We start from the raw sequence: 8,784 nt of genomic DNA, 5'->3' as shown, positions 1-8,784 counted from the left end.
GTTCTATCATCGATGCCGATGAGGTGTATATCAACGGCGTTAAAGTCGGCCATACCACGTACCAGTACCCGCCGCGGCGTTATCAGCTGCCGCCTGCTGTGCTAAAAGCGGGCACTAACCTGATTGCCGTGCGTATTACCGCGACCACCGGTAAAACCGGCCTGATGCCGGATAAACCTTACTGGCTGGGCAACGATACGCAGCAAATAGCGCTTAGCGGCGACTGGAAAATGCGCACCGGTGGTAAAGCCGAAGTGTTACCGGGCGATACCTTTATCCGCTGGCAACCGCTGGGGCTATATAACGGCCTAACGGCGCCACTGACCACATTGCCGCTAAAAGGCGTGATCTGGTATCAGGGCGAGTCGAATGTTGGTCGCGAACAGCAGTATCTGCGCCGCTTTCGTGCCTTAATCCGTGATTGGCGGGCCAAGTGGCAACAGCCAGAGCTGCCGTTTTTATATGTACAACTGGCCAATTATCTGCAGAAAAGCCCAGAGCCCACCGAAAGTGGCTGGGCCGTGCTACGTGAAGCGCAGCGGCGCGTACAGGACGAGCCCAATACCGCTATGGTGGTGGCGATTGACGTAGGCGAGTGGAACGACATCCACCCGGTGGATAAAAAAACGCTCGGTCAGCGCCTGGCATTAGCGGCGCGTGCGGTAGCACTGGGCGAAGATGTGCAATACCAGGGGCCGCAGTTGCAAAAGGTGCAAGCGCAGGGCGATAAACTGCTGCTCAGCTTTGACCAGCAGCTGGTACTCAAACCCGGCCAAAGCTTTGCCATTGCTGGCAGCGACGGCCAGTACCGCTGGGCGCAGGTACAACTGCAGGGTAAACAGGTAGTGCTGTCACATGCGGATATTAAAGCGCCAGTGCAGGTGCGCTACGCCTGGGCCGATAACCCGGATGCGGTGCTATATAACCAGGCAGGCTTACCGGCGTCGCCTTTTGTTTATCCGGCAGATTGATGCCATTTGCAGACGTAGCAGAGTTCGCTGCGGGCTGTTAGCGGTTTTCAAGCATGTACGTACGAAGCTGTCTTTCTTCCCGCATAACGTAGAGGATAAACACCTGCTGCTGTTCCTGACGATAAAAAATGCGACAGGGTGGCACCACCAGCTCCCGGTAAACCGAATCAGGCAGCTCTGGCGCAATGCGGCCGGATTCGGGGAAGCTTTCCAAACGCCCGGTTTTATCGAAAACGTCTTTTACCAGCTTGCTAGCGGCAGCAGGATTGTCTAAAGCGATGTACTCGGCTATGGCGTCCAGTTCCTGAAGAGCGGGCTCTGCCCAGATTACTTCAGCCATTTACTCATTTTCTGTTTGGCTTCACTCTGGCTATAGGTTCTGCCTTCAAGCACCGCCCGCTCTCCGCGGGATAGCCCCTCAAGCAGCTTAAGCCGGCGCTGCATAAACTCATAATCCTGTACATCAACCAGATAGGCAGATGGCTGGCCATGCTCGGTAATCAGTACGGGCTCTTTCGATGAATGTAGATCCGCCAGAATCTTAGTAGCCTGGCGCTTAAGGTTGGTAACCAGTTCAACTTTCATAGGCTCGCTCTGACTTAATTTTAAAGTGACACTATAGTATCACTTTGTGGGAAGGGCAACGCCTTTAAAAGAGACTATAATCGGTCTGTTTAACTAGCTTTTGGCTGTACCAACTTCTCATACACCGGGAAATTGCTACCTTCTTGCCGATGGCTTTGGTATACCTGTTTAAGTTCTTCCGCTGCATTATCCAGTGACAACAGCAATTCTTGGATTTCCTCTTTATCCCTTACGGTTTCAGAGCTCAACAGACCTTCAAAATACTCAATTTGTTTGGCCACTGCCTGGATGCTCACCATCAGGGTGGCAAGACTAAGTTCAACCATTTCCCAGCTTCCTTCTTTGCGCTTCTGCATTTCGGGCTAATTGATCCAGCAAAGCGATAAATTGTGACTTTGGCATAGTGTAATTAGGGCTTATCGAATAATGCGTGGCATTAAAACGTCTGTTATAACTATCTTTGGTAATGATTAATCCAGATGGAATCTGTGTGCCTTCCGGGATCTCAAAGTAAGTCCAGTTGCCTGCTCCGAACGCGCCGGGCTTATCGAATAACGATGTACCTTTACCAAGTTGCGATACGACCAATTCGTTGCCGCTTTTATCTTTTGTCACTTCTACATCTGGCGCTCGCAATACGCCAGCGCGAACTTCACGCTCCTCAAAATCAGGATATAGCGGATTATTTGCTTTGGCTGAGTTGTGAAGTGCCCGCCAAAGGTACAGATGTAACTGTCCAACGTAAATGCGCTCAAGCTCACCACGCGATATTAGTAGTTTTTCAATCGTGTTCATAGAGTAGTCCTTTATCTTAAAGGTTTAACGTTTGGTTCGTACCAGAAGGCCTGAAACTGGACTGCAAAATCAGATTCGTCAAAGCTCAAAATATTAACCTATAAAACGTTATTTTAACAATGAGTAAAGGGCTAGCTCTATCAGATGTGAAAAGGTAGGTAATTTATAAAGATGCTTTTACGTTTAACGTCAAGGTTTTATGACAGTAGGAGGGTGGTTTTATCTTGGTTGACGTCGCGAGGATGGTTATAACCATCATTTAATCTTGATCTGACCCCGCTTATTAAATGACGGGCTAGGTTCAGTACCAACGATTACTTTGTTTACATTCGCATTGAACAAGTAGAAAGTAGACCAGGTCGAGCAATCGTTTTCACCAAAGCATAATTTTCCAGATTCCTTTTGGGTATCTAACAGAAACTCTAGATCGGCTTGCACTTTGATTTCATTCACCGCGAATGCACAACAAGGTAAAAGCAAAGAGATTAAAATTATTATGTTTTTCATAAAGGTTTCTAACACCCGGCTTGGATAATTTCGATCTGACGCTGTTTAACGCCTTTCAACCCTTTTGCCACAAAGCTCGTTTGTATGCGAGATGCTCCGCTGCATTTTCAAATGATGGCATTACAGTTAGCCTTGATACATCAAACCGATAGAGCAAACGCAGAAGTTCATCTGCTTCACCCACAGGCAATGAAAATCGAATCAAAGGAGAACGGGTATATATTATTCCCGGATCTCGTTCTTTAGTTACGATATCCTCGATGCTAGGCCACTTACCATTTTCAAGGAAATACTGATTGGCATTTTTAATCACCGTGAAGGCTCCACGCTGAGCTCTTAGAAAGTGATTGCCTGCCCTTGGAGCAGAGACATATGTGAGGCTGCTAACTTTGCGAAGAAGCTGTGTGCCGAGACAAATAATTGAGAACTCAGATTGTTCTCGGTCAGAACCGGCTAGTCTTGATGCCTTTTCAGCAGCGAAATAAGCTGCTATCAAAGGTGATTCCGTCCAGTCCAAAAGCCTGGTAGGAACGCCGTAATGTTGTGCCATTGCCATACTTGTCAAAAACTGAGGGGCTGGGAAGTCTGAATCCAGTTCAATTTCTTTGCCTGAACTCAAATCTTCAAAAATCTTCTGGTGTAGTGCCAAAGAGTTGTAGTCAAGTGGCGTACTGAGCCCAACTTTATCAGCTGACTCTAAAAAGAGTTGAACAGCTCTCAATTCCGCATGAATATGGAATGCTAAATACTCCCTTCGCTCAAATTCCTCCAGCATCCTCTTGCTAGGTGGTTGAGGCGTGTAATTATTTAGTAGCTCAGGCGCACGATGCGCTGATGGCAGAAGAGACCAATCCTTGCGAGCCTGCCCACGAAAAAGATACCCGCTTGTGAGTCGCTCACTCACATCAAAAAAGCTTGTGGGAGCCAAAATGTTTTCATCGAGAAAGCAATCAATTAGCTCTCGAGCACTTTTGATTGAAATATCCTCGTCAAACATCAGTGTTCCTTCAATAACGTAGCGCTTATTCGACAGAAATAGTCTGTGTTTAAATAAACACTTTTCGGTCTTCGGAATCTTAATATCCAGAACACTACACCGCTTTTGTTAAACGGACAATAAGTTATCGGTACATCGGAGGTTGATGCTGGCGCCACGTACCGGTCAAGCCGTCTAACAAGGATCCGGAATGTTTAGCCACGCTCTGGCTGCAAGTCGATAAAGCTGCTGATGGTTAGCCGCCCTTGTGTTGGATCGGCCGATAAGCTGGCGGTGGGGGGAATTACGCCGCTGTGCAGGGCATGGCGTCGGTAGATCACCAGCCGGTTAAATACACCTTCGGCTTCGGCTATCTGGCTAAACAGCGGTGTATCGCCGTGAATATAGCCGGCATTGCGCCCTGGCAGGTTGGGGCCGTCGTTTTCTGCCTCCAGCGCGCGGTAATACTGCGCGGCGCGGCTGTCATCTATGGTTTCAAAACCACTCTGGCGATGGCGGTAAAACGCAGTACCGCCGTGATTACCGTGAAATAAGTAATACACTGCTGCCAGTGCATGTTTTTCGGTGGTGTCAAAATGCGGAATGCGCTGCAGTAGCTTTAACTGTTCAGGCGCTGTGGTGACCAATGAATAGTGGCAGACCGAAAAACTCAGGGAGCCGGCGGGCAGGGCGAATACATCGCGTAATACCGGTGTCAGGCTTTGCAGCAGCACTTGCTGATACGCTAGCGGTGCCGGCGCACGCACGCCGGGGTAATAAGGCGAGTTAGCCCTAAAGCTTTGCTGACAGGCATCGGCGACTAACAACTCTGGCTTCGCCAGAAAGTTATCCACCAGCAGCAGTGGCGATTGCTCGCTGCCGGGGCGCAGACAACGGACTTGCATCGCGGGGTTAGCGGCCAGCATGGTTATCAATCCGTATTGGCGGCACAGTACTGGCGGATAAAGTCGCTGTGCTTGGGTAAACGCGCCACCGCATGGCTGATGGTGTCACGAATTTGCTGTAAGTGCGCCTGCAATTGCTGCGGCGGCAGGCTGGCGACTAACTGATGATAGCTTTGTGGCATCAGGCGCTGCCCCAGCATCACATGCGACCACGATTCCAGCCGGAACATTTCTTCCCCGGTCTGAAACGCATGAGCACTGGCGCGGAACAGCTCCATCCGGTGCGCCAGTGAATCTGGAATGCTCATAGTACGGCAGTAGTTCCAGAACTCGCTGTCGCTGCGTTCAGTCTGGTGGTAGTGCAGAATAATAAAGTCGCGGATTTTCTCCAGTTCACTGATCGACTGCTGGTTATATTCATCAATCAGCGGTTGCTGCACACCGTTAAACGGGAATAACCGTAGCAGCCGGATCACACCATTCATAAACAGATAAATACTGGTTGATTCCAGCGGTTCAATAAAGCCGCTGGATAAGCCCAGCGCGACACAGTTTTTATGCCAGAACTTTTTACGCCGGCCGGTTTGATAACTCAGCATTCGTGGCTCAAACAGCGGTGCTGTTTCCAGGTTGCCGAGTAACCGTTGCCGGGCTTTATCGTCTGGCAGGTAGTCGGCGGCGTACACCAGGCCATTACCCACGCGGTGTTGCAGCGGAATACGCCACTGCCAGCCGCTGTCGTGTGCCATCGCCCGGGTGTAAGGCGGCAGGGTGCTGGCCGATTCAGTTTGTACCACCATGGCTTTATTGCAGGGCAACCAGTGGTCCCAGCGTTCAAAGCCGGTGTGCAGTGTTTGTTCAATCAACAGCGCGCGAAAACCGGTGCAGTCGATAAATAAATCACCGCTGATTTCAGTACCGTCTTCCAGCACCAGTGCACGGATATCGCCATTTACCTGCTGCTGCACCTGCGCAATTTTGCCTTCTATGCGCACCGCGCCCTGCGCTTCGCTAAAGGCACGTAAAAAGCGGGCGTAGCGCGTGGCATCCAGATGATAGGCGTAGCTGATGTTTGAGCTGTCGGTTTTGGCAAACTTGCCGGCCAACGCTGCCTGCAATTCGTAGCAGTAGTCGCCAAAAGGTGCCTCTATGCCAAGCGTGCGGCCATGCAGGTAATAATGCTGAAAATCAGCCAGAAAACTGCCTTTGCCGGTAACACCAAAGGGGTGGATATAGCGGTCGCCCAGCTGACCCCAGTTTTCAAACGAAATACCCAGTTTGAAGGTGGCGTCGGTGGCGCGCATGAACTCCTGCTCGTCGATACCCAGCAGGTTATGAAACAGCTGCACCGGCGGTATTGTCGACTCGCCAACGCCGACAGTGCCAATCTCTGCTGACTCGACCAGCACCACGTCTATCTGGCCCTTTAAACGTTTTGACAGCGCCGCTGCCGCTACCCAGCCGGCCGTGCCGCCACCGGCTATAACCACTTTTTTAACTGCGGGGTGATGTTCAGTATCAGTGTGCACGGCAGAGTCCTTCTTGTTAGCGGTTTAAACGGTTAAGCAGCATGGCCCTGAGCTGACGGGCCTGCATATCATCCAGCGGGCCAAGCACGCCTTGTGCCACTGGCGGTAAATGTGCAGCGGCCTGCTGCGGGTCGTCAAATACGTAGTAATTCAGCAGCGCCTGCCAGGCCTTGCGTTCATGCTCGGGTTTCTCGCGCAGGCACAACAGGGCGTGATACAGCAAATTCATGCCAGAGCCGGTATAGCGCGGGGCGTTGCTCCACCAGTAATTGATCAGCACGTTAAAGTTGCCGGGCGCTGCTACCCGGTGCCACCACATGCTGGGCAGGTACAGCGCATCGCCGGGTTCCAGTTCCGCAATGCAGCCCGCAGTAATAGCATCGGCAAAACCTGGGTAACGCTGAAAGTCAGGCTGGTCAAAATCAACCATGCTAATTACCTGACCGCCGGGTGTCGGCTGCAGTGGGCCTGGGTATAAATTAGCAACCTGATCCGGTGGGAACAGCGTAAAACGACGCTTACCGGCCACGCAGCAGGCTAAATTTTCTGATGCATCATAATGACAGGCGGCAACCGAGCGGTTACCCAGCCAGATACTGACTCTGTCAGGCTCGGTAGCGTAGTCTGGTTTAGGCCGGTTCAGTTGTAACGGCAGTTCAGCGCTGAGTGTCGGGAAATGGCTCTGGATCAGGTTAGAAGCGATATAGGCTGAAGGCGGCTCTGGCAAACTCTGCCAGGCCAGCAGCTGTTGCAGAACCTCATCTACCTTGCCAGTGCTGACGGTAAAGTTCAGCGCTGTGGCATTGTCATTGTAAAAGTAGCGACCATTCAGCCCGGGCCCGGCGCGGTACACCTGAGTGGGCTGGCCGTTGTAGTGGCTGTTAATATAACCGGCCAGTGCGTTATTACCCTGTTGGCCCAGTTGCACTATTGGCCAGTGGCTGATTAAACCTCTAATTACCACAGGTTCGCTGCCGGTGAGAATATCCTGTGGCACCTCACCGCTTGTGCAGTTGTCAATAACACGGCAATGCCGGCTGATCGTCAGCGCTTGCGGTGTCGTCCGGGCAATGGCGTTATGCATGATGCCGCCTCAGGCCGTCGCAGCCTGGCGCTGCAGTAACTGGTTTTTACGCTCAATTAAGCTGCTGATATGGCGCAACGAGCTTTGCATAGCAAACGCCAGCTGCAAAAAGCCCGCCTGGTGTAGTTGCTCCAACTCTGGGCCACGCAGCGCTGCCAGCGCTTCTGTATTAAGGCAATAATTGCCGCTCAGGCGGTGCTTTTCGCCGTTTTGCAGGCTGTATTCAATATTGGCCGGCTGCAGCAATTGCAACTGGCGAAAAGCATTAAACACAGGTTTAGTCAGCGCCATGCCCTGATGAATACGCTGCAGTGTATCAGTGATGTGCTGCAGGTAAGGGCTGTTGCCACCCTGGTCTAAAAACAGCTGCTGGCCATGCTGGTTATTAACTTTAGGGTGGGCCAGATCGATATGCACCACCGCCTCGGGCGTGGCGTGTTGTTGCTGTGAAAAGCCGATACGAAACGGGCCTTTTTCAATCAGCGCCGGTATATAGTGGGCGTCCCAGCCATTCCCGCTGTTGTTGCTCAGATACAGGTTTTCGTCTGGCGCTAAGCCCAGTAAGGCTATGGCGTGAAAACTGTCGTCTTGCTTATTATAGCGTGCCAGAATGGCGTACTCGTGTTGCAGCGCAGTAAATTCGGTTGGGAACACTGGCACTGATACCTGATTGTCGCCGTACTCAGCACTAAAATGGTGTAACACCCGGGTATGCTGGTGGTCGATATTGTTCAACAGTACGTGTTGTGTCATGTCTGTGTCCTGTCTCTGTTGTACAGCTGCTGTTGTACTGCAAAAACCACGCTGGTCAGTGAATGATTCAGTTGCCATCGGTTTGCCCACGCCAACACGCCGTAAACCCTTCCGTGGGGGCTCCTCTCAGCCCATCCAGGGCTGAGACGGTTAGCTTAGGGCAAACCGACTCTGCTTGAGTTATCTTTATCCAGGTACTGGCTTTTACAGTACAACGAACAGAGAAAAGCCGCCACTGTCAGTGGCGGCTAGCGCATCAGAAATCGTAGCGCAGGCCAATCTGGTAGCGTGGCCCCAGATCAGTCAGATACCACAACATGGCTTTGTTACGTGCATGTGAGCGGCTGTCTTCACCGGTCAGGTTCAGCGCTTCAGCAAATACCGTCAGCTGCGGGTTAATGTCGTAGCTAACGTTAACATCAATTTGCCAGTAGGCCTCTTCAAACCGCGGGTTGTTCGAGCCACCCTTATTCACTTCTGCCAGATACTTGTCACGCCAGTTCCAGGCAATACGCGCCTGCCAGCTGTCTTTCTCGTAGATACCAATCAGGTTAGCGGTATCACTTAGGCCGACCAGCGCAAACTGTGACTCATTCGGGTCAGCATTGGTATCAAAGCCGACATCGCCACGTACTACTGTGTAGTTGGCCTGGATACCAAAACCGCTTTCACCGAAGAA

The 8,784-nt window shown here is 51.4% G+C and carries 10 protein-coding genes and 1 pseudogene; 1 reads left to right on the top strand and 10 read right to left on the bottom strand.

The window, feature by feature from the left end; translation table 11 throughout:
* On the top strand, positions 1–971 hold a 971-nt coding region (locus tag VIN66_RS13355; protein WP_331924439.1), incomplete at its 5' end, for a sialate O-acetylesterase.
* Between the two features lie 37 nt (positions 972–1,008).
* Here the strand turns inward: VIN66_RS13355 and VIN66_RS13350 are convergent.
* The 10 genes and pseudogenes from VIN66_RS13350 to VIN66_RS13305 form a co-directional block, all read right to left on the bottom strand.
* Positions 1,009–1,311: a type II toxin-antitoxin system RelE/ParE family toxin gene (locus VIN66_RS13350; RefSeq protein ID WP_331924438.1), complete on the bottom strand. Its 303-nt coding sequence runs from the start codon at positions 1,309–1,311 to the stop codon at positions 1,009–1,011.
* Positions 1,299–1,556 carry a type II toxin-antitoxin system Phd/YefM family antitoxin gene (locus VIN66_RS13345; protein ID WP_331924437.1) on the bottom strand — a complete coding sequence of 86 codons (258 nt, stop codon included), beginning with the start codon at positions 1,554–1,556 and terminating at the stop codon, positions 1,299–1,301. The genes VIN66_RS13350 and VIN66_RS13345 overlap by 13 nt, the downstream gene beginning before the upstream one ends.
* 89 nt (positions 1,557–1,645) lie before the next feature.
* Entirely contained in the window at positions 1,646–1,882 is a 237-nt protein-coding gene (locus VIN66_RS13340) for a hypothetical protein (protein ID WP_331924436.1), read from the bottom strand.
* A complete protein-coding gene (locus VIN66_RS13335) occupies positions 1,875–2,351 on the bottom strand; it encodes a hypothetical protein (protein WP_331924435.1) in 477 nt (158 codons plus the stop codon). Before VIN66_RS13335 ends, VIN66_RS13340 begins: the two co-directional genes overlap by 8 nt.
* Positions 2,352–2,913: 562 nt before the next feature.
* Positions 2,914–3,855, bottom strand: a complete 942-nt coding sequence (locus tag VIN66_RS13330; protein WP_331924434.1) for an FRG domain-containing protein — start codon at positions 3,853–3,855, stop codon at positions 2,914–2,916.
* Positions 3,856–4,049: 194 nt separating this feature from the next.
* Positions 4,050–4,760, bottom strand: a complete 711-nt coding sequence (locus VIN66_RS13325) for a DUF6445 family protein (RefSeq protein ID WP_331924433.1) — start codon at positions 4,758–4,760, stop codon at positions 4,050–4,052.
* Between the two features lie 5 nt (positions 4,761–4,765).
* A complete protein-coding gene (locus VIN66_RS13320; protein WP_331924432.1) occupies positions 4,766–6,268 on the bottom strand; it encodes a tryptophan halogenase family protein in 1,503 nt (500 codons plus the stop codon).
* 16 nt (positions 6,269–6,284) lie between these two features.
* Positions 6,285–7,352: a cupin-like domain-containing protein gene (locus tag VIN66_RS13315; RefSeq protein ID WP_331924431.1), complete on the bottom strand. Its 1,068-nt coding sequence runs from the start codon at positions 7,350–7,352 to the stop codon at positions 6,285–6,287.
* A gap of 9 nt (positions 7,353–7,361) precedes the next feature.
* A complete protein-coding gene (locus VIN66_RS13310) occupies positions 7,362–8,105 on the bottom strand; it encodes a SapC family protein (RefSeq protein WP_331924430.1) in 744 nt (247 codons plus the stop codon).
* A 256-nt stretch (positions 8,106–8,361) separates the two neighbouring features.
* Positions 8,362–8,784: pseudogene (locus VIN66_RS13305) on the bottom strand (TonB-dependent receptor); the annotation flags it as partial.

The organism is Rheinheimera sp. (assembly GCF_036568245.1).
Lineage (GTDB): Bacteria > Pseudomonadota > Gammaproteobacteria > Enterobacterales > Alteromonadaceae > Alishewanella.
This window is presented reverse-complemented; position numbering and strand designations above follow the sequence as displayed.

Excerpts from the sequence above, each read along its gene's own strand:
- VIN66_RS13350 (WP_331924438.1), bottom strand. The coding sequence starts at position 1,311 with ATGGCTGAAGTAATCTGGGCAGAGCCCGCTCTTCAGGAACTGGACGCC.
- VIN66_RS13345 (WP_331924437.1), bottom strand. The coding sequence starts at position 1,556 with ATGAAAGTTGAACTGGTTACCAACCTTAAGCGCCAGGCTACTAAGATT.
- VIN66_RS13340 (WP_331924436.1), bottom strand. The coding sequence starts at position 1,882 with ATGGTTGAACTTAGTCTTGCCACCCTGATGGTGAGCATCCAGGCAGTG.
- VIN66_RS13335 (WP_331924435.1), bottom strand. The coding sequence starts at position 2,351 with ATGAACACGATTGAAAAACTACTAATATCGCGTGGTGAGCTTGAGCGC.
- VIN66_RS13330 (WP_331924434.1), bottom strand. The coding sequence starts at position 3,855 with ATGTTTGACGAGGATATTTCAATCAAAAGTGCTCGAGAGCTAATTGAT.
- VIN66_RS13325 (WP_331924433.1), bottom strand. The coding sequence starts at position 4,760 with ATGCTGGCCGCTAACCCCGCGATGCAAGTCCGTTGTCTGCGCCCCGGC.
- VIN66_RS13315 (WP_331924431.1), bottom strand. The coding sequence starts at position 7,352 with ATGCATAACGCCATTGCCCGGACGACACCGCAAGCGCTGACGATCAGC.
- VIN66_RS13310 (WP_331924430.1), bottom strand. The coding sequence starts at position 8,105 with ATGACACAACACGTACTGTTGAACAATATCGACCACCAGCATACCCGG.